The organism is Chenggangzhangella methanolivorans, assembly GCF_019797865.1.
GTDB lineage: Bacteria > Pseudomonadota > Alphaproteobacteria > Rhizobiales > Methylopilaceae > Methylopila > Methylopila methanolivorans.
Map to the genome: position 1 here is coordinate 1587489 of NZ_CP081869.1, position 24662 is coordinate 1612150.

A 24662-nucleotide genomic window follows, 5' to 3' on the forward strand; every position below is an offset into this window, starting at 1 on the left:
CAATCGAGCGCCCGAAAGCCAAGTCCCATGAAGATCAACGGCAACCAGATCACGCCCGGCATGGTCATCCAGCACGACGGCGGCCTCTGGGCCGCGGTCAAGACCAACGCCGTCAAGCCCGGCAAGGGCGGCGCCTTCAACCAGGTCGAGCTCAAGAACCTGATCGACGGCCGCAAGCTCAACGAGCGCTTCCGGGCCGACGAGACCGTCGAGCGCGTCCGCCTCGAGCAGAAGGACTTCCAGTTCCTCTACGCCGAGGGCGACGACCTCGTCTTCATGGACACCGCCACCTACGACCAGATCACGATCGCGACCGACTTCATCGGCGAGCGCGCGGCCTTCCTGCAGGACGGCATGACGGTCACGGTCGAGATGCACGAGGAGCGCCCGATCGGCGTCAAGCTACCCGATCATGTCGTCCTCGAGATCGTCGAGGCCGACCCCGTCGTGAAGGGCCAGACCGCGGCCTCCTCCTACAAGCCCGCCAAGCTCGAGAACGGCCTGCGCGTGATGGTGCCGCCCTTCATCGGCACCGGCGAGCGCATCGTGGTCGACACCAACGAAGTCACCTATCTGCGCCGCGCCGACTGACCCACGAGCGCGACGTCTCCACGCCCCTCCCCACTTGCGGGAGAGCGCAAGGGTGATGGGCGCCGGCGGCGCCGGTTCCGGAAGAGGCGTCGCCCACGCCCCTCATCCGACCTCCGCCTTCGGCTCCGGCCGCCTTCTCCCGCAAGGGGAGAAGGACGAAAGAAGGAGACGGCATGTCCCTCACCCTCCCCGTCCTCTACGGCTCGGTCCGCAGCGAGCGGCAGGGGATCACGCTCGCCCGCCACGTGACGGAGGCGCTGCGCGCGCGCGGCCATGACGCGCCGCTGATCGACCCGATCGAATTCCGCCTGCCGCTGCTCGACAAGATGTACAAGGAGTACAAAGGCGACGCGCCGCCCGTGCTCGCGGAGCTCGCCGGGATCTACGCCAGGGCCGACGGCTTCGTGATCGTCTCGGGCGAGTACAATCACGGCGTTCCGCCGGCGCTGAAGAACCTGCTCGACCACTTCCTCGAGGAGTATTTCTGGCGTCCGTCGGCGATCGTGAGCTATTCGGCCGGAAGCTTCGGCGGCGTCCGCGCCGCGATGCAGCTGCGAATGACGCTCGGCGAACTCGGGATGCCCTCCATCCCCTCGACCTTTCCGGTGCCGGCGATCGGCAAGGCGTTCGGCGAGGACGGCAAGCCCGCCGACGAGAAATTCGAACGGCGCTTCGACAAGTTCGCCCGCGAGCTCGAATGGTACGCCGAAGCGCTGAAAGCCAAGCGCGCCGAGGGCGTGCCGTACTAAGGGGATTGCTCTCCGACGAACTGCGTGCTTCGAGACGCGCCTTCGGCGCTCCTCAGCATGAGGGGCGTTGGTGGAACGCGAAATGACCCTTCATGGCTGAAGGAGGCCCGGCAGGGCCGTCTCGAAGCACCCAGTTCGCTGATCCAACGCCTCAAGATCGAAAGTCCCAAATGCCCCGCTCCCCCGTCATGCAGGTCATGGTCCAGGCCGTCACCAAGGCCGGCCGCGCGCTCCGCCGCGATTTCGGCGAAGTCGAGCAGCTCCAGGTCTCGATGAAGGGGCCGGGCGACTTCGTCTCGGCCGCCGACCGCAAGACCGAAGAGCTGCTGCGCGCCGAGCTCACGCGCGCCCGGCCCGGCTACGGCTTCCTGATGGAGGAGAGCGGAACGATCGCGGGCACCGACCCCGACCACCGCTGGATCGTCGACCCGCTCGACGGCACCACCAACTTCCTCCACGGCATCCCGGTGTTCTCGATCTCGGTGGCGCTGGAACGCTCCGGCGTGCTGGTGGCGGGCGTGGTGTTCAATCCCGTCACCGACGAACTCTACACCGCCGAGCGCGGCGCCGGCGCCTTCCTCAACGACCGTCGCATCCGCGTCGCCGCACGCCGCGACTTCACCGACGCGGTGATCGCGACCGGCATCCCCCATCTCGGCAAGCCCGCGCATGACCGCTTCCGCGAGGAGCTCGCGCTCGTTCAGTCGAAGGTTTCGGGCGTCCGTCGCTTCGGCTCGGCGGCGCTCGATCTCGCCATGGTGGCGGCCGGCCGGTTCGACGGCTTCTGGGAGCGCCACCTGCAGGCCTGGGACGTGGCGGCGGGAATCGTGCTCGTGCGCGAGGCCGGCGGCTTCGTCACCGACGCCGACGGCTTCGACAACATGCTGGCGCGGGGCACGATCGTCGCCGGCAACGAGACGATGCACGACTCGCTGCTGAAGCTCGTGAAGCAGTAACGGACACGCGGCCCGCCCGCGTCCGCCGACAGGAGCGGACGCAGCCGAAACCTCCTGCGGACCGTGTCCTGCGCGCGCTATCGTGCGCGCCCAAACCGTGTTCTATGGGCGGTGGTATCCTTGGGGCCGCCCGCGCACGATGTCCTTTTCCGACCTCGATCCCTACAAGCTGTCGTCGCCTCGGGTGTTCCTGCTGCGGATGGTGATCTTCCTCGCTCTGGCGGGGTTCGTCGCGCTCATCCTGAACCAGCAGATCTCCAAGGCGTTCCTCGCCAATCCCGGGCTGAACGGGCTGATCTTCGCCGTGCTCGTCATCGGCGTGCTGCTCACCTTCCGGCAGGTCATCCGCCTCTTCCCGAGGTGCGCTGGGTCAACGACTTCCGCATGTCCGAGCCGGGGCTGGCGCTGCGCGAGCAGCCGAAGCTGCTCGCCCCGATGGCCTCGCTGCTCGGCGACCGGATCTCGAGCGGCGCCCCGATCGGCGCGCCGCTGATGCGCTCGATCCTCGACTCGATCGGCACCCGCCTCGACGAGGCGCGCGAGATCGGCCGCTACCTCACGGGCCTGCTCGTCTTCCTCGGCCTGCTCGGCACCTTCTGGGGCCTGCTCGAGACCGTCGGGTCGATCTCGGGCGTGATCTCCTCGCTCGGCGGCGGCGGCACGCAGGACACCGGCGTCCTGTTCGAGGAGCTGAAGTCCGGCCTCGCGGGGCCGCTCGCCGGCATGGGGACCTCGTTCTCGGCCTCGCTCTTCGGCCTCGCGGGCTCGCTGATCCTCGGCTTCCTCGACCTCCAGGCCGGCCAGGCGCAGAACCGCTTCCACAACGAGCTCGAGGACTGGCTCGCGGCCGCCGTTTCGGCCGCCGACGCGGACGCGCGCGACGCGACGGCGTTCGCGCCCGCCAAGTCCGCCGGGGCCTCGCCCGAGATCGCCGCGGCGCTCGAAAAGCTCAACAAGAGCCTCGCCGAGGGCGGCTCCTCCAAGGCTGCGAGCCAGGCGACCGCGCATCTCGCGGAAGGCATCCAGGGCCTCGTCAAGCACATGCGCTCCGAGCAGCAGATGATCCGCGACTGGGTGGAGGCGCAGTCGACCCAGCAGCAGGACATCAAGGCCCTGCTGGAGCGCCTCCTCGCCGAGCGCGAGAGGGCGGCGGAGTGAGACGCGGGAGCGACGGGCCTGCGTGCTTCGAGACGCCGATCTATGACCGGCGGCCGCTCCTATGGCGCTGAGCTCGCGCCGGCGCTACCGGCCGGTCGACTACTGGCCGGGCTTCGTCGACGCGCTGTCGACGCTGCTGCTCGTCATCATCTTCCTGCTCACCGTGTTCATGGTCGCGCAGTTCCTGCTCGGCCGGGAAGTGACGGGCAAGGACACCGCGCTCCAGCGCCTCAACGCCCAGATCGCCGAGCTCACCGAACTGCTCGCGCTTGAGCGCTCTGGCGCGCGCACCGCCAAGGACGACCTCTCCAGCATGCAGGCGAGCCTCGCGGCGATCGAGGCCGAGCGCGACCGGCTGAAGGCCGACGCGGCGAGCGGCGCCGACCGCGCGAAGACCGAAGGCGGCCGGGCGAACGAGCTTTCGGGCGCGCTCGACAAGGAGCGCGAGCTGTCGGCGCAGGCGCGCAGCCAGGTCGACCTGCTCAACCAGCAGATCTCGGCGCTCCGCCGCCAGATCGCCGCGCTCGAGGACGCGCTCAACGCCTCCGAAAGCCGCGACCGCGAGAGCCAGGCCAAGATCGCCGACCTCGGCTCGCGCTTGAACGTGGCGCTCGCCCAGCGGGTCCAGGAGCTCAACCGCTACCGCTCCGACTTCTTCGGGCGGCTGCGCCAGATCCTCGCCGATCGCCCGGGCGTGACGATCGTCGGCGACCGCTTCGTGTTCCAGTCCGAGCTCTTGTTCGACACCGGGCAGGCCGAACTCAGCGACGCCGCCAAGCCCGAGCTCGACAAGCTCGCGACGGCGCTTCTGGAGCTCACCAAGGACATTCCGCCGGACATCAACTGGGTGATGCGCGTCGACGGCCACACCGACGTGCGCCCGACGCGCGGCGCGTTCCCGTCGAACTGGGCGCTGTCGTCGGCGCGCGCGATCGCGGTGGTGCAGTATCTCGTCTCGAAGGGCGTGCCGCCGCAGCGCCTCGTCGCCGCAGGCTTCGGCGAGTTCCAGCCGCTCGACACCGCCGAGAACGAAGACGCCTACCGCAAGAACCGCAGGATCGAGCTGAAGCTCACGGAGCGGTAAGGCCGCGTCGTCAAATGCTTGGCGGCCATTCCCGCGCGCCGTGCTGCACGAAGAGCAGTTCGACACGCTCCTCCGTCACACGGTACGCCACGATGTAGGGCGCGCCCGAAACGACCAACTCGCGCGTGCCTGGAATTTCGCCGATACGGCCGACGAACGGATTTCGTGACAGCAGTCGCGCGGCCGAGCCGTCGATGTCATTGACGATGCGGAATGCAGCCCGCGGACTCTGCTCGGCGAGATAGTCTCCGATCGCCGCCAATTCCATCAGATATCGGCGTGTCCGGAAGACCCGCACCCGATCAGCGGGACGCGTGCCGGTTCAGGACTGCAGCAAGCTCCTCGTCGGACGCGAACGCCCCATCCTCGGCGTCCTTGAGCCCTGCCTCGACCCCCGAAATCCAGCGCTCCTGCCACGCCAACGAACGACCGTGGGAGAGCGCGTCTTCGATGATCTGCTCGCGCGTCAGCGAAGAGCGCTCCGACAAAGCGTCGATGCGCCGGCTGAGATCGTCTGGAAGCGCGTCTTTCTCCATGCGGACAGCCTCTCACGGCCGCGGCGATCGCGCCAGTCACAGCGCCTTCTTCAGGAAATATCGCGTCTCGCCCGGGGGCATGCCCGGAAGCGCGCCGAAGACCTCGTAGCCGCAGCGGACATAGACGTCGCGGTTCACCTGCCCGAAGCAATCGATCCAGGCGTTCGTCGCCCCGCGCTCCGCCGCCGCGCGTTCGGCCTCGGCCAGAAGCCGCGCGCCCAGCCCTCGCCCTCTTAGACCTTCGGGCACGAACAGCAGTTCGACATAGAGCCAGCCATAGGTCGTGCGCCCCCACAGGCCCCCGATGGTCTCGCCGGCCTCGTCGCGCAGCAGCACGGCGAGCGGGCGGATGTCGGACGGCCCGAACCGTTCGTCGTTGAAGGCCACCAGCCCGCGCAGGATGGCGGCGCGGTCATCGGGGGACGGATCGTCGACGAGAGCGACCTCGGCCGCCACCGCCCTACTCCGCCGCGGCCTCGGCCCGGCGGAGGTCGCCGGCGCCGAACTGGAGCTCGGCGAGACGCGCATAGAGCCCGCGGCGGGCCACGAGCTCGGCGTGGCTGCCCTGCTCGACGATGCGGCCGGCGTCCATCACCACGATGCGGTCGGCGGCGAGAACGGTCGCGAGGCGGTGGGCGATGACGACCGTGGCGCGACCCTGCCGCGTGGCGCCGAGCGCCTCCTGCACCAGCGTCTCGCTTTCCGCGTCGAGCGCGGAGGTGGCCTCGTCGAGCAGAAGGACGGGAGCGTCCTTCAACAGCGCGCGGGCGAGCGCCACGCGCTGGCGCTGGCCGCCCGACAGCGTCACGCCGCGCTCGCCGATCTGGGCGTCGTAGCCGCCCGGCAGGTCCGCCACAAAACGGTCGGCGCCGGCGAGCCGCGCCGCGGCCTCGACCTCGGCGTCGCTCGCCCCGGCGCGGCCGAGGCGGATGTTCTCGCGCAGGCTGGTGGCGAACACCACGGGATCCTGCGGCACGAGCGCGAGACGGTCGCGGACCTCTTCGAGCCGGGCCTCGCGCAGGTCCACGCCGTCGATCGTCACGCGGCCGGCGGCGGGGTCGTAGAAACGCAGCGCGAGATGGAACAGCGTCGACTTGCCCGCGCCCGACGGACCGACGATCGCCACGGTTTCGCCGGGCGCGACGCCGAGCGAGAATCCTTTGAGCGCAGGCGCCTCGGCGCCCGGATAGGAAAAGTCCACCGCCTCGAAGGCGAGCGCGCCGCGCGCAGGCGCCGGCAGCGGACGCGGGTTTTTCGGGTCGCGCACCTCGGGTTCGGTCGCGAGCAGCTCGCCGAGCCGCTCGGCGGAGCCTGCGGCTTGCGTGGCCTCGCCCCAGACGTTGGAGAGCTCGCCGATCGCGCCGGCGGCAAACACGGCGTAGAGCACGAACTGGCCGAGCGCGCCGGCCGACATCTGGCCTGCGAGCACCAGCGTCGCGCCGTACCACAGCACGCCGAGCACGCTGACGAAGACGAGGAAGATGCCGACGCCGGTCAAGAGCGCGCGCGCCGTGGTGGCGCTCTGGGCGGCGTAATAGGCGTCCTCGACGGCGAGCGAGAAGCGGTCGATGAGCCGCCGCTCGGCGTTGTAGGCCTGCACGCCCCGCATCGCGCCGATGGCCTCGCCTGCGACCGCGGAGGCGTCGGCGAGGCGGTCCTGCGCGGCGCGCGAGCGGCGGCGCACCGAGCGCCCGAAGGCCGCGAGCGGCAGCACGATGATCGGGATCGCGCCGAGCACCAGCGCGGAGAGCCACGGGCTCGTCACCACCATCATGACGGCGGCGCCCAGGAACAGGAACAGGTTACGCAGCGCCTGGCTCGCGGTCGCGCCGAACGCCGACTTGATCTGCGTGGTGTCGGCGGTGAGCCGCGAGATGATCTCGCCGGAGCGCTGGCGGTCGTAGAACGCAGGGGTGAGCCGCGTCAGGCGCTCGAACACTGCGGCGCGCACGTCCGACACCACACGCTCGCCGAGCGTCGTCACGAACCAGTAGCGGGCGGCCGACGCCACCGCGAGAACGGCCACCACCGCGAGCATCGCGCCGAAATACTGGTCCACCATGCCTGGATGGTCGGACGAGAAGCCGTGGTCGATCAGCCGCCGGACCGCCACGGGGATCGCAAGCGTCGCGCCGGCCGAGGCGACGAGCGCGACGAAGGCCCCGAGGATGCGACCCTTGTGCGCGGTCGCGAAGGGCATGATGGCGGCGAGCGGCTTCAGCGACCGCGAGGGGGCTGCGGGGTTTGCGGTCGTCTCTGCGGCCTTGCGGCGGGCCATTGCGGTCCCTTGCTTAAACACGTTCCAAAGGCGGGAGGGTTATGGAGCGGAGGGCGCGAGAAGCACAACCCCGACTTACGCGGCCGAAGGGCGCGGAAGCGCGGCCTCGCCCGGTTGTCGCTCGCCCGCGTTTGCGTTATAGGGGTGCCACCTCACGTCATTCTCGAAATGCTCGCGGGCGCCCTGAGCGGCCGCGCATCGCCGAACGGAACATCGCCATGAAGGCCGACATCCACCCGAACTACCACACGATCAAGGTCGTCATGACGGACGGCACCGAGTACGAGACCCGCTCCACCTGGGGCAAGGAGGGCGACACCCTCCAGCTCGACATCGACCCGAACACCCATCCGGCCTGGACCGGTGGCGCGGCGCAGCTGACCGACCGCGGCGGCCGTCTCTCGCGCTTCAACAAGAAGTTCGCGAACTTCGGCGTCGCCACCAAGACGTGACCCGCGGCGCCTCTTTCGCGCCCTTATGACCCCGGTCCTTGCGGCCGGGGTTTTGTTTTGTGCGGACGGTGAAGCGACGTGACGGCGCAGCGCATTCTTCTCGGCGTTCTGGCGGTGGCGGCGATCGCGCTCGGGGTCGCGATCTGGCGGTTCATGGCGGGCGAGGCCGGCGCGCCGCTTGCGGGCCAGACGCGCGCGGACTTCGTGCGCTCGGCCGTCGAGGCCTGCACGGCGCGCCAGAAGGCCGCGCCGGTCGATCCCGACGTGACGCCGGAGACGATCGGCAGGTTCTGCGACTGCTACGGCGAGACGCTGGCGCGACGCGTCACCACCGCAGACCTCGCGCGGCTCACCGGCCGGCCGGCGGCCGAGATCCAGGCGACGATGCGCGAGAAAACGCAGGACATCGACGCGGTGTGCCTCGCGCGGCTGGATGAGCCGGCTGGGCGGTAGCGCTACGCTGCTTGCTGATCGTGGAGCGCCAGAACCTCGGTCCGTCATCCTGGCCGAAAAGCCTGCATGACGCCTGCGCCAGTCAGCGCATGTCCTTGGGCCGTCCTGAGCCTGCTCAGCGACGTCCGCCGAAGGCCTGGCGCAGCAGCTCCATCTGGCCCTCGAGCGGGTTGCCGGAGCGGTCTTCCGGCGTCGCGCGGCCGTCGAGCTGGGCGTCGAGCACCTGCACGCGCTCCTGCAGCCGCGCGGTGCGGGTGACGAGGTCGCGAAGGCGCTCGGGCAGCCGGTCGAACACCTCGGGGGCGAGCGTGGAGGAGATCGGCGTCAGCTTCACCTTGCGCTTCTCGTCGAGCGCCTGGTCGGGCGACATCTCGCCTTCGTTGACGGCGCGCTGGACCAGCAGCCAGGAGGCGACCTGCATCAGCCGCGTGGTGAGCCGCATGCTTTCGGTCGCGTAGGCGATCGATTCGGGCCGTCCGAGCTTGCGCGATTCGGAGCGTCCGTCGCCGTCGAGATAGGCCGCGGTCTCCTCGACCAGCGCCATGCCCTCGCGGAACAGCGCCCCGAATCCGGCCGAGCCCACGAGCTTCGCGCCGAACGAGACCGTCGCGACCTTCTCCGAGCGTCCGAAACCATCCGTCATCCAACGCCTCTCCGACCGGGCCATAGCCTCGTGAGCGACATACATAGACGCCCCAGCATCGCATCAACCAAGGCGTCAGGGCAATCGGCGGACCAGAGCGCAGGTTTTCCCCAGGCGGCCCGGCGCGATGGTTAACGCAAAGCGTAAAAAAACGGCCGCACGAGGCGGCCGAGAAAGTCGATGACAGGGAGGCGTCAAACAGAGTGGACAGGAACCACTCGCAATCCAGAAACTGGACCGACTTCGGGTATAATCTGGAAAGGTTAACGCCAAGTTACCGCCATGGTGTCGCACAGCGAAAACACCTGCGAACCTCAGCGCTTGAAGAACAGGTCGGCGGCGTCGCGCTGCGCGGCCTTCGCGGTCGCGGCGGCCTCGATGCGCGCGATCTCCTCCTTCAGGAGCGCAACGCGGGCCTGAAGCTCGTCGACGGACAGCCGCGACAGATCCTCGCCCATCACATGTTCTGCCTTGCGCGCAGGCGGCGCGCCCGGTTCGTCGTCGAAAACCGCCATCGGCTCCTCCTCGCTTCCCGCCGCTCAAACCGTTCGCCGTCGTGCCGCGTCGGGACGGCGCGGGGCAAGCCGTCCGTCCCGCGGCGGGACAGGCGGCCGGATCCGCCTTCGCGTTGCGCCTTGGCGGCGAAAGGCCTATATCGGACGCCAACCCCAGTCATCGAGATATCGGTCAGGGCCCCGCCGCTTCCACCGGCGGCGGGAGCGAGAGGAGATTTGCACCATGTCGAACGCGCCGCTGATGCCGAAGGCGACCGCGGTCTGGCTCGTGGAGAACACCGCGCTGTCGTTCGCGCAGATCGCCGACTTCTGCAAGCTGCACGAGCTCGAGGTGAAGGCGGTGGCGGACGGCGACGCGGCGCAGGGCATCCGCGGCCTCGACCCGATCACCAACGGGCAGCTGACCCGCGAGGAGATCGAGAAGGGCCAGAAGAACCCGGACTACCGGCTCCAGCTCTCCGTCTCCAAGGTCCGCCTGCCCCCGATGAAGCCCCGCAAGGGCCCGCGCTACACGCCCGTCTCGCGCCGCCAGGACCGGCCGAACGCGATCCTCTGGCTGGTGCGCAACCATCCGGAGCTTCGCGACGCGCAGATCATGCGTCTCGTCGGCACCACCAAGACGACGCTCGCGGCCATCCGCGACCGCACGCACTGGAACTCGCAGAATCTGAGCCCGATGGTCCGGTGACGCTCGGCCTCTGCTCGCAGATCGACCTCGACTTCGAGACCGCCAAGGCGGCCAAGGAGAACCCGGACGCGGTGCTGCGCAAGGAGGCTCCGGAGCCCGAGGAGACCCTGCTGTCCGCCGAGGTCACGACCGCGCGCGACGGCGACGGCGAGCTCGACGTCCAGAGCGTCTTCGCCAAGCTCAAGCAGCTGAAGCGCGACGAGACCGAGGAAGACGACGAGGACGACTACCGCCGGCGCTGAGTCGATGGGACGAACGCGTCCCGGCCAGGCGAAACGGCGGCCGGGATGACGTCTATCCGAGACGCGCCTTCAGCGCCTCGCCGATCTCGTCGAGCGCGACCGGATCCTCGATGGTCGCGGGCATCGCCCACTCCTCGCCGTCGGCGATCTTCTGGATCGTGCCTCGCAGGATCTTGCCCGACCGGGTCTTCGGCAGCCGCTTCACCGCAAGCGCGGTCTTGAAGGCCGCCACCGGCCCGACCTTGTCGCGCACCCTGGCCACGATCTCGCGCTCGATGTCGGCGAGATCCCGCTCGACGCCGGCTTTCAGCACCACGAAGCCGACCGGCGCCTGGCCTTTCAGCGCGTCCGCCATGCCCACCACCGCGCATTCGGCGACGTCCGGGTGGCTGGCGATGGCCTCCTCCATGCTGCCGGTGGGAGAGCCGGTGGCCCGCGACGTTGATGATGTCGTCGGTGCGGGACATGAAGAACACGTAGCCGTCCTCGTCTACGAAGCCGGCGTCCGCGGTGCGGTAATAGCCCGGGAAGGTCGTGAGATAGGCCTCGCGGAAGCGCTTCTCGTCATTCCAGAGCGTCGGCAGGCATCCCGGGGGCAGCGGCAGCCTCAGCACGATGTTGCCGAGCTTGCCAACCGGCGCCTCGGCGCCCTCGTCGTCCAGCACCTTCAGGTCGTAGCCCGGCATCGGCACGGTCGGCGAGCCGTGCTTGATCGGCAGCCTCTCCACCCCGATCGGGTTGCCGACGATCGCCCAGCCGGTCTCGGTCTGCCAGCAATTGTCGATCACCGGAACGCCGAGCTTCTCCTCCGCCCACTGGATCGTCGCCGGATCGGCGCGCTCGCCCGCGAGATAGAGCGCCCGGAAGCCGGAAAGGTCGTAGCCGGCGAGCAGCTTTGCGTCCGGATCCTCCTTGCGGATGGCGCGGAAGGCGGTCGGCGCTGTGAACAGCGCGACGACCTTGTGCTCCTCGATCACACGCCAGAACGCGCCGGCGTCGGGCGTGCCCACGGGCTTGCCCTCATAGAGCACCGTGGTCGCGCCGATGCTGAGCGGCGCATAGACGATGTAGGAGTGGCCGACGACCCAGCCGATGTCGGAGGCGCAGAAGAAGGTCTCGCCGGGCTCGGTTCCGTAGAGCCCGCCCATGCTCCAGGCGAGCGCGACCAGATAGCCGCCGCAGTCGCGCACCACGCCCTTGGGAACGCCGGTCGTGCCGGAGGTGTAAAGGATGTAGAGCGGGTCGGTCGCGGCCATGCGCGCGCATTCGCTGACCCTGCCGGAAGCCGCGTCGCGGAGCGCCTCCCAGTCGTGGTCGCGGCCCTCCGTCATCTCGGCGGCGAGCTCCGGACGCTGGAGCAGGATGACGCTTTCGGGCGCATGCGCCGACAGCCGGATGGCCTCGTCCAGGAGCGGCTTGTACGCGACCTTGCGGGTCGGTTCGACACCGCAGGAGGCGGTGAGAATCACCTTGGGCTTGGCGTCGTCGATGCGCTTGGCGAGCTCGCCGGCCGAAAATCCGCCGAACACCACGGAGTGGATCGCGCCGAGCCGCGCGCAGGCCAGCATCCCGACGACGGCCTCGGGGACCATCGGCATATAGATGATGACGCGGTCGCCCTTGCCGACGCCGAAGTCTTCGAGCACGGCGCCGAAGCGCGAGACCTGTTCGGTGAGATCCCCATAGCTGTAGGTGCGCTTCACGCCGGTGACGGGGCTGTCATAGATCAGCGCCGTCTGTTCGCCGCGGCCGCCCGCCACGTGACGGTCGAGCAGGTTGTGGCAGACGTTGAGGATCCCGTCCGGGAACCAGCGGCCATAGACGCCAAGCGATGGATCGAAGGCTTTGCTGGGTTTCTCGATCCAGTCGATCGCTTCCGCGGCCTCGAGCCAGAACCCATCCGGATCGGCGAGCGAGCGGGCGTGGAGATCGGCGTAGGACGTCATCGGGGCTCCCGGAGCGGACGGTTCTGGGCGTCTCTTCGTTCGCTCGGGATTTTAGCGGTAGGCTGCCACTCGCGCCATGTCTCTGCAGAGCGAACGGGCCTAGGGTTCCTCCGCGTAGCCTAAACCCATGACAAAGGCGGCGTGACAATGTTTTTCCCGTCCGAGATATTCGAACACTGAAAGAGCTATCACGACCAAATAGATGGGAGGCCACAGTCATTACGAATGCCGAAATCATCGACAGAATCCTTGCGGTGATCGACCGGTACCGCCAAGGTCAAGGTTCGCTTTCACATATCGAGTCGGCGCTTGATATTTACGAACCACTCCTTGAAAACGTTGACTACCACAAGCGGTCTGAGCTCCGCAGATACATGCCCAGAATATATAGAAGACCTCACTCCGATTGAGGAAGAATTGGGGTGGAAATCCAGCCAAAACGCGCTTGATGCGCTCGTAGAAGCCTTGAAAGCCTTTAGAACGTAGCAAAAAAGACGGAGGGGCCGCGGCCCTCCCGGGCGGCGACCCCTCCCATTGCAGATCGCGGCTATCGATGAACCGTCGACCCGTCCTGATCGGTGAAGATCAGGCGAGACCCCCGCACCGGGAGATCCAGGTCGCAGCCCTCATCGAGCGCTGATCGTGACAATGAGACACTGGATCACCTCCTTTCATAGGCCCGTCCACGTCGGGCGGTTGATGCTTTGGCTTCGCCGACCTGCCGGTCGTGTCGCCCGCGCGGCTCGTGGCAGCGCAACGGCGACAGCGGGCCGACAGATGAAAACATGGGTCGCATCGCGCTGCGTCGCAACCTTCGCGCTCGGGCGCAGCGAAATTGTCCACACGCGAAACGCTTTCGCGGCTTGCAAAATCTCTTCGGCTTGAAGGCGCCCGCGCGCGCCCGATGATCTCTCTGATGCGCGCGCTCGCCGACCTCAGCCTCGAACATGTCGCCCGCGGCGGGCTCGCGGCGCGGGGCCTCGTCTACATGATGGTGGCGGGCTCGCGGTGCTGGCCGCGATCGGCTCGGCGGCGGCGTCGGAGGCGGCGGCAGCGCGCTGCGCTGGCTGCTCGGCCAGCCGCTCGGCGTCTTGCCGCTGGCGCTCATCGGCGTCGGGCTGGCGTGCTTCTCGGGCTGGCGTCTCGTCAGCGCCGCGCTCGACCCCGACCGCCACGGCCCTCGCCCAAGGGATTGGGGACGCGGGCCGTTCACGCCCTGTCGGGAATCGTGAACGGCGGCCTCGCGCTGACGGCCTTCGGCCTTGCGGCGGGCGCGGGATCGGGCGGCGGCGACGACGCCGCGGCGCAGGATTGGACCGCCTGGCTCCTGACCCAGCCGTTCGGGCGATGGCTCGTCGCGGCGGTCGGCGTCGGAGTGATCGGCGCCGGCGCGTTCCATCTCTGGAAGGCGTGGCGCGGCGACATGCTGAAACGCCTCTCGGTCCCGGCCGACAAGCGCAAGGCGGCACTCGCGCTCGGCCGTCTCGGCTATGCGGCCCGCGGCGTGGTGTTCGGCGTCATCGGCGCCTTCCTCGTCGTCGCCGCGCTCCACAGCGACTCCGACGAGGCCAAGGGTCTCGGCGGCGCGCTGGAGACGTTGCGCGAACAGCCCTTCGGCTGGGCGCTGCTCGCCTTCGTGGCCGCGGGGCTTGCGGCCTTCGGCCTTCGGCCTGCGCAGGCCCCGCTGGCGGCGCATCGAGGCGCCGATCTTTCCGGGGCGAAGTCAGCGATCGACGCGCTCGCGCGGAAGGCGGGGGCTTAGCGGGCCGACGCCCGCCCCGGCATCGCAACCGTTCGCCCGCCTGCTATGCTCGCCGCCATGCGCCTCCCCTCCCCCTCCCCGCCGACGACGCCCGTCTCCTGCTTGACGCCCTCGGGGTTTCCGATGACCGGCTTCACGGCGGCCTTTTCGCCCGCTCGCCAATTGACGGCGCGGAGATCGCGCGCGTCGCCGAAACCTCCCCCGCAGACGTCGCCTTGATGATCGAGGCGGCGCACTCGGCCTTCCTCGATTGGCGCTCCGTCCCGGCGCCTCGCCGCGGCGAGCTCGTGCGGCTGTTCGGCGAGGAGCTGCGCGCCGCCAAGGACGCGCTCGGGCGCCTCGTGACCATCGAGGCCGGCAAGGTGCTCTCCGAAGGCCTCGGCGAGGTCCAGGAGATGATCGACGTCTGCGACTTCGCGGTCGGTCTCTCGCGTCAGCTGCACGGGCTCGACATCGCCAGCGAGCGCCCGGACCACCGCATGGCCGAGCTCTGGCGGCCGCTCGGCGTGGTCGGGATCATTTCGGCGTTCAACTTCCCAGTCGCGGTCTGGGCCTGGAACGCGGCGCTGGCGCTCGTCTGCGGAAACCCGGTGGTCTGGAAGCCGTCGGAAAAGACGCCGCTCACCGCGCTCGCGGCCCAGGCCCTGTTCGAGCGGGCCGTCGCGCGCTTCCGGAACGCCGGCGGAAAGGCGCCCGACGGCTGTCGCAGGTCGCGCCCGGCGGCGCGGACGTCGGCGAGGCGCTGGTCGACAGCCCGCTCGTCGCCCTGGTGTCCGCCACCGGCTCCACCGCCATGGGCCGGCGGGTCGCGCCGCGCCTCGCCGCCCGCTTCGCCCGCGCTGCTGGAGCTGGCGGCAACAACGCCGCGATCGTGCGCCCCTCGGCCGACCTCTGACCCTTCGCGCCGTCGCCTTCTCGGCCATGGGAACCGCTGGCCAGCGCTGCACGACGTTGCGCCGCCTCATCGTCCATGACGACGTCTATGACGCGCTGATCCCACGGCTGAAACAGGCGTTCGCGAACGCCGCGGTCGGCGATCCGCGACGCGACGGCGTGCTGGTCGGCCCGCTGATCGACGCTCGAGCCTGCGACGCCATGATGGCGGCGCTCGACGCCGCCCGCGCGCTGGGCGCAAGGGTTTCTGGCGGGGAGGCGGTCGACGTCCCGGGACTCGACGGCGGCGTCTATGTCCGCCCGGCGCTGGTCGAGATGCCGGCGCAGCGGGGCCCGATGCTCGCCGAGACCTTCGCGCCGATCCTCTATGTGGCGCGCGAATCCGATCTCGGCGCCGCGATCGGGCTGAACAACGCCGTCGCGCAGGGGCTGTCGTCCTCGATCTTCACCAACGACCTTCGCGAGGCCGAGGCCTTCGCGTCGGCCCGCGGCTCCGACTGCGGATCGCCAACGTCAACATCGGCCCCTCGGGCGCCGAGATCGGCGGCGCGTTCGGCGGCGAGAAGGAGACCGGCGGCGGCCGGGAGTCCGGCTCCGACAGCTGGAAGGCCTATATGCGCCGCGTCACGCAAACCGTGAATTACGGGGCGGACCTGCCGCTCTCCCAAGGCGTGAAATTCGATCTTTCCTGAGTGACGCGAAGAGTTTCCGGCCGTCTTGCGCCGGCAAAACTTTCTCTCGCCATCTTGCCGGCAAGATATATTTCGCCTCAATTGTCATCTGATTAATCTTCGCCCTACCCCTTCGGATCTCGACGAGGGACCTGAGGGAGCGAAGCATGGGCCTCAATCTCAATCCGCTCGACATGGCGAAAGGCGCGGCCGACGCCGTCGGCGACGTCGCCTCGGGCGGCGCGGACGCGTTCGGCGAGGCGCTCAACGCCGCGCGGACGGCAGCGGCCGGGATGTCGGCCGCCGACATCGGCCATCTCGTCCTCGACGGCGCCGGCATGGTTCCGGTGGTGGGCGAGGTCGCGGATCTCGCCAACGGCGCCTGGTGTGCGGCCGAAGGCGATTGGGCGAACGCCGCGCTGTCGGCCGGCGCCGCCATTCCGTTTGCGGGCAACGTCGCCACCGGCGCCAAATGGGTGAAGCGCGGCGTGGACGTCGCCGACACGCTTTCGGACGGCGCGAGGGCCGCCGACAAGGCCGCGGACGGGGCCAAGCTCGCCAAGGCCGCGAACGACGGAAAGATCCCCGGAGACGGGAAGGTTCCCGGAGACGGCAAGGCGCCGGGATACGGCAAGATCCCGGCCGACGCCAAATCTCGGCCGACGCCAGGACCTCGAAGGTCGCGCCGAACGCCACGGTCAGCCGCACCGAAGGCAAGAACGAGTTTACCTGGACCACAGACTCGGAAGGCCGCTTCGCCTCCGGCGAGGCCAGGCTCAAGGAGGACTTCGGCGGCGGCAAGCGGCCGAAGTCGGAGACCGACGCCCAGAAGGACGCCGCCGCCAAGGGCAAGGACGGCGATCAGGGCGGGCACATGTTCGCCTACCGCTTCACCAAGGGCCAGGGCGAGATCAACCTCGTGCCCCAGGACGCCAACCTCAATGTCGGCGCCTGGAAGAAGATGGAGAACGAGTTCGCCGACTGGGTGAACAACGGCAAGGAGGTCAATGTCGAGGTCGTGGCCAAGCGCTCGTCCGGCGACCGGCCCGACACGTTCCGCGCGAGCTACGAGGTGACCGATCCTTCGAGCGGCAAGGTCATCTACGAGAACTCCAAGCGCTTCGAAAACGCGCCCGGCGAGACGTTTGACCGGGTGTCATCGAAGGATATTAAGAACTGGGCGACGCGGGATGACGACGGGAGAGCTCGTGACCAAGGACGACCGCATCGTCGAGATCGCCAAGGGCCTCGGCGCCATGCCGCGGCTTGATCCCGCCTGGCGTTCGCTCGCCATGGTGTTCACCTTCGACGGCAAATATCCGTCGAATTTCGGCTACTGCTTCACGGGCGACGGCGCGGACGACTGGAAGCCGGTGTCGAACCGCGAGGATGAGCTCGACGACGAGGTGACGGGCCTGCGCGAGACGCTCGCGGAAGAGACCGGCTCGGCCTTCTCGCAGGTACTGTTTCGCCTCGAGCGCGAGACCGGCAGAATCGCCTTCGACTTCGCCTATGAGGGCAAGCGCTGGGAGGTGACGCCGCGCAACGTCGCCGAGGTGATCGCGGCGATCCGGCCCTAAAGGGCTTCAGAGCTCCGGCGCGACCGAAAGGTTCGCGCCGTCGGCGGCCGTGACCTTCACGCGCGTACCCGAGGGCATGTCGGGGCCCTGCACGCGCCAGATCGTGTCGTCGATGCGGATGCGGCCCTCGCCGTTGAGGATCGGCGCTTCGAGCGTAAGACGCGGCCGACATGGCGCTCGGCCCGGCGGTTCAGCATCGGTCGATCGGTCGAGGCGGCGTTGTCGGGACGGCCGAGGAACCACCAGCCGACCGCCGCCGCGAGCCCGAGCATGGCGAAGCCCACGACCTCGATCTGCCAGCCCGGATCGAACAGAAGCGCAAGTCCACCCACCACGATCGCCGCCATGCCGAGCCAGAGCAGCAGCGTGCCCGGCGCGATGAGCTCGAGGCGAGCAGCACGAGGCCGAGCACGACCCACCGCCAGGCGCCGAGCGCGATCACGAAGCTCTCGATCATGGAAGGCTCCTGACGAGCCGATCGGAACTGCGCGTCATCAGGCCCCTCCGCCGGGAGGCGTCTGCTGGCCGGTGAAGACCACGCCGCCGCTCGGCGGAACGCTCGTCGTCCGCGGAGCGGTGGAGCGGGCTGCCGGCGTCGCGGCCGCGGCGCCGCCGAAGGAGTCGCGCGCGATCTCCGCGACGCCCGCAAGCGAGCCCAGCAGCGCCGTCGCCTCGTAGGGCAGCACCATGGTCTTCTGGTTGGGCGAGGTCGCCATCGCCTTGAGCGCCTCGACGTATTTCTGCGCGATGAAGTAGTTGAGCGCCGCCATGTCGCCGCGCGAGACCGCCTCGCTCACCATCGTGGTCGCGCTCGCCTCGGCCTGCGCGGAGCGCTCGCGCGCCTCGGCGTCGCGATAGGCGGCCTCCTTGCGGCCTTCGGCCTCCAGGATCTGCGCCTGCTTGGCGCCTTCGGCGACGAGGATCGACGCGCGCTTCTCGCGCTCGGCCTTCATCTGCCGGCCCATCGCGGTGACGATGTCGGAGGGCGGGGTGATGTCCTTGATCTCGATGCGCGTGACCTTGACGCCCCAGGGCGAGGCCGCGGCGTCCACCACATGGAGCAGGCGCGAGTTGATCTCGTCACGCTGGCTCAGCATGTGGTCGAGGTCCATGGAGCCCAGAACCGAGCGGATGTTGGTCATGGTGAGCGCGAGGATGGCGCGTTCGAGGTTCGTCACCTCGTAGGACGCCTGGGCCGCGTCGATCACCTGGAAGAACGCCACGCCGTCGACCTGCACGATGGCGTTGTCCTTGGAGATCACGTCCTGCCGCGGGATCTCGAGCACCTGCTCCATCATGTTCATCTTCCGCCCGATCTGGTCGATGAACGGCACGATGAGGGTGAGGCCCGGATGCAGCGTGCGGGTGTATTTCTGGAAGCGCTCGACCGTGTAGTTATAGCCTTGCGGCACGGTCTTCACGCCGGCGAAGATCACGAAGATGACCAGCGCCGCGACGACCAGCGCCGCGATGTCGAAGCCAGAAAGATCGCCCGAAAACATGTCGCCCCCTACCGCGCGTTGACGCGCATTGGGCCCGACCGGGCGGCGGAAGGCAACCGCCGCGTCAGACCCAGCCCATCAGTTCGCGCCGCGCGACGTGCTCGATCACGCGCATGCCCTCGACGCTGTCGTTGAGGCAGGGGATCGCCGCGAACTTCTCGCCGCCGTTGTGATGGAAGATCTCTGCGTTCTCGCCCGCGATCTCCTCGAGCGTCTCCAGACAGTCGGCGGTGAAGCCCGGCATGCAGATCGCGAGGCGCTTCACGCCCTGCTTCGCCAGCGCCTCGACGGTCTTGTCGGTGTAGGGCTGGAGCCACTCCTCCGGCCCGAAACGCGACTGGAAGGTGATGCGGAACCGCTCCTCGTCGAGCCCGAGCGCCTCGCGCATCAACCGCGCGGTCTTCTGGCACTCGCAATGATAGGGGTCGCCCTTGGCGAGATAGGACTGCGGCACGCCGTGGAACGAGGCCAGGATCACCTCAGGCTCGAAGTCGAGCTTCGCAAGCTCGCCCCTGAGCGAGGTCGTCAGCGCCTCGATGTAGACCGGATCGTCGGCCCAGGCCGGCGCGACGCGCAGCGCCGGCTGCCAGCGCATCGTCTTCAGCGCGTCGAAGGCCTTGTCGCAGACCGTCGCCGAGGTCGCGGCGGCGTATTGCGGGTAGAGCGGGACCAGCAGAATGCGGTCGCAGCCCTGCGCCTGCAGCGCCTCGATCCGCGAGGCGATCGACGGATTGCCGTAGCGCATGGCCCAGTCGACCACGACGGTCGGGGCCTTGTCGGCGAGGCAGGCGGCGAGCTTCTCGGACTGGCTGCGCGTGATGGTCCTGAGCGGCTCTCGTCCCGCTCCTTGTTCCAGATCGACGCGTAGTCCTTGCCCTTGCGGCCCGGCCGCGTCGACAGGATCACGAGATTGAGCAGCGGCCACCAGATGAGGCGCGGCGTCTCGATGACCCTGCGGTCTGAAAGAAACTCCTTCAGATAGCGGCGCATCGACCAGTAGTCGATGCCGTCGGGCGTGCCGAGATTGACCAGCAGCACGCCGACGCGCCCGCTGCGGACTTGCGGGTGGCCGGCCGGAAGGCGGGAGGCCTCGACGTCCGCCGGTGAGAAAGGCGCGTTCATATGCTCAGGCTGCGCTCCGCTGTCGTCGGACCGCCTAGATAGAGAGGCGACGCGGCGAAGTCATCCCGCGACGCCCTCGGCCGACGCGGCCGGCCGGCGACGCCATGGCTTAACGTTTTGGAAATAAGTTAACGCGGCCTTAACTTTTCGATCCGAGTCTCCACCCGTGGAGGTTACGCGGAGCCGGACTCTCAACCCCATGGTGGACGGTCTCGATGCCCTACTACCGCGTCTACCACGTCAACGAGGCGGACCGCGTCCGCTCCGTCGACGACGCCGAGTGCCGGGACGATCGCGAAGCGATCGCGTTCGCGCGCGAACGACTGAAGGGCATGCCGGTGGAGCTGTGGAACCTCGCCCGCCGGGTGGCCCGGCTGGACGCGCAGGGCGTCGAGCGGGCGTTCCAGGGCGCTCCCGAAGGGCTGGCGCGCTGAGCTATCCGTGGAGCGCGACCGCGTCCTCCGGGGCCTCGCCGCGCTCGAACATGCCGTAGTCGCGGACGACGCTCGCGACCCTCAGCCGATAGTCCGCGAACACCCCGCCGCGCCCTGCCTTCTGCATCGTCTGGTGCCGGCCGTGTTTGCGCCAGTTCAGCAGCGCCGCCTCGTCGCGCCAGAACGACAGCGACACGAACTTGCCCGGCTGCGTCACGCTCTCGAACCGCTCGACCGAGATGAAGCCGTCCGCCTGTTCGACGTCGGCCTTGAGCTGCATCGCCATCGAGAAGTAGTCCGCCGCGCGGCCCTCCGCCGGCTCGACCTCGAAGATGACGGCGATCATGGCGCAGCTCCCGTGTCTGGAACGATTCTTGTTCCGTCCATGGTCGGGCGCGGCGCGCAAAATGCAAGGCCGGCTCCTGGCTGCGGTCAGCCAGCGCAACCCGTCCCAGACGCCAGCAATCCTGCGAGAAGCAGCGCGCCGAGCCCGACGATGAGCGCCGCGGCCAGAGCCTCGAGCCCGGCGACGACCGCGGACCCGATCCCCGGACGCGCCGAGGCGATGCGCAAGGCTGTCGCCTTGGCGCCGACGGCGAGCGCCGCGATCGCCGCGACGGTCGCGGCGGTGCCGATCGCCATCGCGAAGGTCGCGGCGACGCCGGCCCAGAAGATCCCCTGCCCGAGCGCGAACACCAGCGTCACGATCGCGCCGGTGCAGGGCCGAAGTCCGATCGCGAGCACCGCGCCGCCGGCCTGGCGCCAGTCGATGCGCCCCTCGGCGATCTGCGGATCGACGCCATGGCCGTGGGCGCAGTCCGGTCCGTGGACATGGGCCGGCTCGCCGCGCAGCACGCGCAGGAAACCTCCGCCCTTGCGCCAGAGCAGCATGAGCCCAACGACGAGCACCGCGGCGTAGCTTCCGGCCTCCAGCCACCATGTCGCGCCGGCCATCGCCATGCTGGTGGCTTTGAGCGCGATCGCGAACAGGCCGACAAGCGCGATCGCCGCGACCGCCTGCGCGAGAGCAGCCACCGCCGACAGCGCGACGCCGCGTCGGAACCCGTCGCCGGTCGCGACCAGATAGGACGAGATCACCGCCTTGCCGTGGCCCGGCCCCGCGGCGTGAAAGACGCCATAGGCGACCGACAGCCCGCAGAGCAGCCAGAGTCCCGACCAGTCCTGCTTCACCGCCCGGATCGCCCCGGAAAGCTGAAGGTAGAAGCCGGACTGAAACGCCGAGATCCAGCCGAGCAGACCGCCCGCGCCGCAGGACGGCGGCGCGTCCGGCCGCCCGACGCCGAACGGCCCCGCCGGCGCGAGCTGCGCGACGGCGTCCGCGCCGAGCCAGAGCGTCGCGGCGACGGCGCACAGAACGAAAAAGATTCGAGGCGTCGCTCGCCGGTTCACGCGCAAGCTCACTTGCAGGCGACGAGCAGCGTGTTCGAGAATTGCGCGCCGAAATTCGCGCCGGGCGACAGCCCTGAGAAGAACGACTCCGAAAGCCGCTTCTGCTGGCCGGCGTCCGGCTCCGGCGGCCGCTCCAGCTCCACGCCGCAGCCGGCGGGCGCCTGCACCAGTCTGGCCGGATCGTCCTTGGCGAACTCGAACGCGACGAAATAGGTCGGATCATAGACCTCGACGCGGAAGGGCGCGCCCCTTTCCGCCGCGCCGTCCTTCACCGGCAAGGTGAAGTTCAGCACCAGCCGCCCGTCGGGCAACCGGTCGAGCCAGTAGTCGCGCGGCTTGTCGAACGTCACGCGCTTGTCCCCGACCTTGCCGAAGGTGAAGAACTTGAACTCGTCGAGCGACGTCACGTTGATCTCGGCGAGCGGCGCGAGCTCTTCGCGCGAATACTGGCCGTCGCCGTTGGCGTCGAGGCCCTGAACGGCCATCGAGGAGAACATGTCGTCGAAGGTCCAGGCGTGCCGCACCGCGGCCATCCGCCCGTCGGAGCCGTAGACGATCTCGCTTTTCGCCGTGACGAACACGTGGGGATGGGCGGACGCCGGCGACGCCGCCAGACATGCGGCGAGCGCGCCGCAGATCAGCGAGGCGCGACGTCTCGGGGCAGCGGGCCGGACGGACATGATGTCACCTGCTGGAAAACACGCGACGCTTGTCGCGAGCGATCGCGGCCGAAACGGGGCGGGAGGCCGGCGTTCCAATCACACTTCCTGAGCGTCCTCGTAGACTTCCTGGCGCCCAGCGTGACGGCGGAAGATGCGCTCTCCGGTGAGCCCGATCAGCAGACAGCAGATCGTCACCACGAAGGCGTAGCTGAGATCGAGCGACCGGCACTCGTAGCCCGCGTAGAACCCCATCCGGATCCACTCGATGAAATGAACGAGAGGGTTCCACAGCACGATCTGCTTTGTGGCGAGCGGCATGCGGTCCACGACGAAGGCGAAGCCGGACGTAAAAAACATCACCATGTAGAACATGCCGATGAAGTGCTGGAGCCCGGGCGCGAGAATGAGAACGACACCGACCGTAAGTCCAAAAGCAATGCCAAAGGCCGTGATCGCCAAAAACGCGATCACGAAATGGAGGATATCTCCGGGCACCGCATGGAAGCCAAAGACCTGAAGAATGAACAAGGCGATGATCATCACGACGAAGCCCGTGATCGCCTCGAGAACTCCGTTGGCGTAGCATAGATCAAGACGCAGCAATCCAGGAAGCCGCGCCGACCGCCCCGAGTTCATGACTGAGGATACGCCTTGGGCGATCATCCGCCACATGCGCGCAGGGATGACGCCGACAGCGAAGAAGACCTCGTAGCTGTCGCCGACCGGCGGCAGCTGGTCGCCGTTGTGCCGGATCGCCATCTTGAGCACGAACACCCAGGCGAGCGGCTCCACGATCGCCCAGACATAGCCGGCGCGCGAGCCGATGTAGCGCGCGCGCATGCGGCTCACGAGCAGCGCGACGATCGAGCGGGCCTGAAGCTTGGCCGAGGCGCTGAGGTTCATGTCGCACTCGCTGGTGACGCGGACATTCGCTTCGTCGGCGCGACGCTAGCGCGGCGCGCGCCCGAAGTCGACGAGGCTGGAAGGGCGCGCCCGCTCAGGCCGCGGCTGCGACGCTCGGCGCGCCGCCATGGACCTGGATGCTTGAAAGCCCCGAGCCGTCGGCGGTGAGCAGCGTCCAGCGCAGGCCCGGATTGCGGTTCGCCGCGAGCTCCATCTGGAGGCGCCACCATTCCGGCGGAAGCGGCGCCGCGCCGCCCGTCATGCGGGCCGCGTCGATCGCCACGGCGACGTAGACGAAGCGGCGCGCGGCGCCAAACAGTTCGTCGAGCGCCCAGGGAACGTCCTCCTCGGGCACGCCCGAAAGCGCGTCGATCGCCGCGACGCCGTCGAAGGAGCCAGAGACCGGCTTGGCGAAAAGCGCGCCCGCGGGGCGCGCCGACGTTTCGGCGCCCCGGAAGCTGCGCGCCGCCCCGTCGGGCGCGACGGCGGAATAGTCCAGAACGGTCTTGGCGCCGGTCCCGGCGATGAGCTTTGCGACCTCCGACTGATGCCGCCGTTCCGACCCGGCGGCCGCCGGCGCGCCGTTCGACGCCCGCGCGATGGCGGCGGCGAAACCGGAGCCGGGACGCTCGCGCGTGAAGCTGTTGAACCGCGCCGCGTCCGCCTCGCGCTCCAGCGCATACCAGACCTCGCCATCGGGGTGCGGCTCGTAACGCAACTGGTCGCGGAACGGCTGCCACGGCTGCGTGCGCAAGGTGGTGAAGTGGAAGCACTTCGAGCGATCGGCCGTGAACTCGTTGTCGCGGGAGTTCCATTCGGGGCCCATCAGCCCCAGAAGTCCGCGGCCGTTCATGATCTCGAGGAAGAAGTCGCGCTTCATGCCGCCCTGGGCGTCCTGAACGCGCCAGTGCGGGGCCATTCTAGGCGCGTCGATCAGCGCCACCGAGGTCTCGCCGGGCTCGATGCACAGAACCGAGGCGTCCCCCATGTCGAGGTCGAAGAGTTCGGACGGGTCGGCGAGATAGATCTGGTCGACGTCGTTGTAGATGCCGCGCCCCTTCGAATGGGCGAGCGCGGGAATCGCGAAACGATAGTTGGTGAAGCCCGTCGTCCAGCCGGTGCGGTCGAAGCCGATGAGATCCTTCATGAGGTGGATCTCATAGGCGCGCGCGGGATCGCGATGCTTGCGCACCGACCACACGAAGACGCGCTCGGCGCGGGCCTGAAGCGGCTCGGTTCCGAGGAAGATGCGGACCGGCGGCTTGTCCGAGGGCGTGACGCCGGGCTCGGGATCGAGACGGACCACCTCGGGCGCGCTGCGATGGCCGGCCGGACGCACCCGATCTTTGCGGAACCAGTATTTCGGATGCCGATGGTACCACCGGGTCTTGAACTTCTTGCGTGTGTCAGCAGGCTTGCCCACGGCGTCCA

Annotated in this window: 23 protein-coding genes and 6 pseudogenes; 14 read left to right on the forward strand and 15 right to left on the reverse strand. The window is 68.9% G+C overall.

The genetic code is table 11. The features are described from left to right. The first annotated feature begins 27 nt into the window (after nt 1-27). From efp to K6K41_RS08400, 5 genes and pseudogenes are all read left to right on the forward strand, one after another. Nucleotides 28-591: an elongation factor P gene (efp, locus tag K6K41_RS08380; RefSeq protein WP_261404656.1), complete on the forward strand. Its 564-nt coding sequence runs from the start codon at nt 28-30 to the stop codon at nt 589-591. 173 nt (nt 592-764) lie between these two features. Further along, nucleotides 765-1340 carry an NADPH-dependent FMN reductase gene (locus tag K6K41_RS08385; protein ID WP_261404657.1) on the forward strand — a complete coding sequence of 192 codons (576 nt, stop codon included), beginning with the start codon at nt 765-767 and terminating at the stop codon, nt 1338-1340. A gap of 170 nt (nt 1341-1510) precedes the next feature. After that, nucleotides 1511-2296, forward strand: a complete 786-nt coding sequence (locus K6K41_RS08390) for an inositol monophosphatase family protein (protein ID WP_261404658.1) — start codon at nt 1511-1513, stop codon at nt 2294-2296. A gap of 139 nt (nt 2297-2435) precedes the next feature. Next, nucleotides 2436-3454 (forward strand): annotated as a pseudogene (locus K6K41_RS08395) (flagellar motor protein MotA). A gap of 61 nt (nt 3455-3515) precedes the next feature. Then, on the forward strand, nt 3516-4538 hold the full coding sequence (locus K6K41_RS08400; RefSeq protein ID WP_261404659.1) for a peptidoglycan -binding protein: 1023 nt from the start codon (nt 3516-3518) through the stop codon (nt 4536-4538). 10 nt (nt 4539-4548) lie between these two features. Here the strand turns inward: K6K41_RS08400 and K6K41_RS08405 are convergent, their stop codons facing one another. The 4 genes from K6K41_RS08405 to K6K41_RS08420 are packed head-to-tail and all read right to left on the reverse strand — an operon-like array spanning nt 4549 to nt 7352. Beyond that, complete coding sequence (locus tag K6K41_RS08405; RefSeq protein WP_378149615.1) at nt 4549-4806, reverse strand: type II toxin-antitoxin system RelE/ParE family toxin; 258 nt, start codon at nt 4804-4806, stop codon at nt 4549-4551. Between the two features lie 34 nt (nt 4807-4840). Beyond that, on the reverse strand, nt 4841-5074 hold the full coding sequence (locus tag K6K41_RS08410; RefSeq protein WP_261404661.1) for a CopG family ribbon-helix-helix protein: 234 nt from the start codon (nt 5072-5074) through the stop codon (nt 4841-4843). Between the two features lie 36 nt (nt 5075-5110). Continuing rightward, on the reverse strand, nt 5111-5530 hold the full coding sequence (locus K6K41_RS08415; protein WP_261404662.1) for a GNAT family N-acetyltransferase: 420 nt from the start codon (nt 5528-5530) through the stop codon (nt 5111-5113). Nucleotides 5531-5534: 4 nt separating this feature from the next. After that, nucleotides 5535-7352: an ABC transporter transmembrane domain-containing protein gene (locus K6K41_RS08420; RefSeq protein ID WP_261404663.1), complete on the reverse strand. Its 1818-nt coding sequence runs from the start codon at nt 7350-7352 to the stop codon at nt 5535-5537. Between the two features lie 218 nt (nt 7353-7570). On the opposite strand from K6K41_RS08420, the gene rpmE reads away from it, so the two are divergent. Both rpmE and K6K41_RS08430 read left to right on the forward strand, forming a co-directional pair. Further along, nucleotides 7571-7804, forward strand: a complete 234-nt coding sequence (gene rpmE / locus K6K41_RS08425) for a 50S ribosomal protein L31 (protein WP_261404664.1) — start codon at nt 7571-7573, stop codon at nt 7802-7804. A 78-nt stretch (nt 7805-7882) separates the two neighbouring features. Beyond that, complete coding sequence (locus K6K41_RS08430) at nt 7883-8257, forward strand: hypothetical protein (RefSeq protein ID WP_261404665.1); 375 nt, start codon at nt 7883-7885, stop codon at nt 8255-8257. Between the two features lie 115 nt (nt 8258-8372). Here K6K41_RS08430 and rcdA read toward each other — a convergent pair whose 3' ends face one another. Both rcdA and K6K41_RS08440 read right to left on the reverse strand, forming a co-directional pair. Further along, complete coding sequence (gene rcdA / locus K6K41_RS08435) at nt 8373-8900, reverse strand: protease adaptor protein RcdA (protein ID WP_261404666.1); 528 nt, start codon at nt 8898-8900, stop codon at nt 8373-8375. A gap of 314 nt (nt 8901-9214) precedes the next feature. Then, nucleotides 9215-9415, reverse strand: coding sequence for a DUF1192 domain-containing protein (locus K6K41_RS08440; RefSeq protein WP_261404667.1), 201 nt, complete (start codon nt 9413-9415; stop codon nt 9215-9217). Between the two features lie 223 nt (nt 9416-9638). Here K6K41_RS08440 and K6K41_RS08445 point away from each other — a divergent pair. After that, nucleotides 9639-10345 (forward strand): annotated as a pseudogene (locus K6K41_RS08445) (DUF1013 domain-containing protein). Between the two features lie 52 nt (nt 10346-10397). On the opposite strand, the pseudogene K6K41_RS08450 reads toward K6K41_RS08445, so the two are convergent. After that, a pseudogene (locus K6K41_RS08450) lies at nt 10398-12291 on the reverse strand (propionyl-CoA synthetase). Nucleotides 12292-13358: 1067 nt separating this feature from the next. Between K6K41_RS08450 and K6K41_RS29365 the strand changes: the two are divergent. The 5 genes and pseudogenes from K6K41_RS29365 to K6K41_RS08470 all read left to right on the forward strand — a co-directional run bounded on the left by K6K41_RS29365 (nt 13359) and on the right by K6K41_RS08470 (nt 17198). Further along, on the forward strand, nt 13359-13523 hold the full coding sequence (locus K6K41_RS29365; RefSeq protein WP_346433454.1) for a DUF1206 domain-containing protein: 165 nt from the start codon (nt 13359-13361) through the stop codon (nt 13521-13523). Then, the gene (locus tag K6K41_RS29370; protein WP_315855165.1) at nt 13520-14053 is read left to right on the forward strand and encodes a DUF1206 domain-containing protein; all 534 of its coding nucleotides are present in this window, start codon (nt 13520-13522) and stop codon (nt 14051-14053) included. Before K6K41_RS29365 ends, K6K41_RS29370 begins: the two co-directional genes overlap by 4 nt. Nucleotides 14054-14151: 98 nt before the next feature. Beyond that, a pseudogene (gene amaB, locus K6K41_RS08460) lies at nt 14152-15639 on the forward strand (L-piperidine-6-carboxylate dehydrogenase). Between the two features lie 451 nt (nt 15640-16090). Then, on the forward strand, nt 16091-16888 hold the full coding sequence (locus tag K6K41_RS08465) for a DNA/RNA non-specific endonuclease (protein ID WP_261404668.1): 798 nt from the start codon (nt 16091-16093) through the stop codon (nt 16886-16888). After that, nucleotides 16827-17198, forward strand: coding sequence for a hypothetical protein (locus K6K41_RS08470; protein WP_261404669.1), 372 nt, complete (start codon nt 16827-16829; stop codon nt 17196-17198). Before K6K41_RS08465 ends, K6K41_RS08470 begins: the two co-directional genes overlap by 62 nt. 6 nt (nt 17199-17204) lie before the next feature. Here the strand turns inward: K6K41_RS08470 and K6K41_RS30285 are convergent. The 3 genes and pseudogenes from K6K41_RS30285 to hemH all read right to left on the reverse strand — a co-directional run bounded on the left by K6K41_RS30285 (nt 17205) and on the right by hemH (nt 19822). After that, nucleotides 17205-17655, reverse strand: a pseudogene (locus K6K41_RS30285) (NfeD family protein). 37 nt (nt 17656-17692) lie between these two features. Then, nucleotides 17693-18700, reverse strand: coding sequence for an SPFH domain-containing protein (locus K6K41_RS08480; protein WP_261404670.1), 1008 nt, complete (start codon nt 18698-18700; stop codon nt 17693-17695). A gap of 64 nt (nt 18701-18764) precedes the next feature. Beyond that, nucleotides 18765-19822, reverse strand: a pseudogene (gene hemH, locus K6K41_RS08485) (ferrochelatase). Between the two features lie 215 nt (nt 19823-20037). Between hemH and K6K41_RS08490 the strand changes: the two are divergent. Beyond that, a complete protein-coding gene (locus tag K6K41_RS08490; RefSeq protein WP_261404671.1) occupies nt 20038-20256 on the forward strand; it encodes a hypothetical protein in 219 nt (72 codons plus the stop codon). 1 nt (nt 20257) lies between these two features. On the opposite strand, the gene K6K41_RS08495 is transcribed toward K6K41_RS08490, so the two are convergent. The 5 genes from K6K41_RS08495 to K6K41_RS08515 form a co-directional block, all read right to left on the reverse strand. Then, nucleotides 20258-20602: an antibiotic biosynthesis monooxygenase family protein gene (locus K6K41_RS08495; RefSeq protein WP_261404672.1), complete on the reverse strand. Its 345-nt coding sequence runs from the start codon at nt 20600-20602 to the stop codon at nt 20258-20260. An 86-nt stretch (nt 20603-20688) separates the two neighbouring features. After that, nucleotides 20689-21666 carry a nickel/cobalt transporter gene (locus tag K6K41_RS08500; protein ID WP_261404673.1) on the reverse strand — a complete coding sequence of 326 codons (978 nt, stop codon included), beginning with the start codon at nt 21664-21666 and terminating at the stop codon, nt 20689-20691. An 8-nt stretch (nt 21667-21674) separates the two neighbouring features. Continuing rightward, entirely contained in the window at nt 21675-22346 is a 672-nt protein-coding gene (locus K6K41_RS08505) for a DUF1007 family protein (protein ID WP_261404674.1), read from the reverse strand. 78 nt (nt 22347-22424) lie between these two features. Then, the gene (locus K6K41_RS08510; RefSeq protein WP_261404675.1) at nt 22425-23231 is read right to left on the reverse strand and encodes an ABC transporter permease; all 807 of its coding nucleotides are present in this window, start codon (nt 23229-23231) and stop codon (nt 22425-22427) included. A gap of 94 nt (nt 23232-23325) precedes the next feature. Further along, nucleotides 23326-24654, reverse strand: a complete 1329-nt coding sequence (locus K6K41_RS08515) for a hypothetical protein (RefSeq protein ID WP_261404676.1) — start codon at nt 24652-24654, stop codon at nt 23326-23328. Nucleotides 24655-24662: the final 8 nt, after the last annotated feature.